This is a genomic window from Priestia sp. SIMBA_032 (genome assembly GCF_046535215.1).
In the GTDB taxonomy this organism is placed as follows: Bacteria; Bacillota; Bacilli; order Bacillales; family Bacillaceae_H; genus Priestia; species Priestia aryabhattai.
The window spans coordinates 1-270 of sequence record NZ_JAWRXD010000706.1 but is presented as its reverse complement, the minus strand read 5'-3'; the positions used below and the strand labels follow the sequence as shown (position 1 = coordinate 270).

Below are 270 nucleotides of genomic sequence, written 5' to 3'. Positions count from 1 at the left end.
CGGACAGCGACACCATCTGGTTCCTGCGTGCGCACCACATCGTCTGCGACGGTGTCGGATTGATGCAGCTCGCCCTGTCCGTGCGCCGCGCCTACCCGGCGCCCGACGAGTTCGACCCGGGCCCGCGCTGGTCGATAGAGGGTTACGTCAAGGCAGATCAGGACTATCGGAACTCCGACCGGTTCGCGGCAGATCGCGACTACTGGGTCGGGCAGATGGCCGACCTGCCGCCCGCGCCCCGGCTGCTGAAACGCTTTCTGCCACCGGCCC

General features: G+C 68.1%; 1 protein-coding gene. It reads left to right on the top strand.

What is annotated here, in order from left to right; translation table 11 throughout:
* A partial coding sequence (locus SB717_RS36095) for a condensation domain-containing protein (RefSeq protein ID WP_410907804.1) occupies positions 1-270 on the top strand: 270 nt, incomplete at both ends.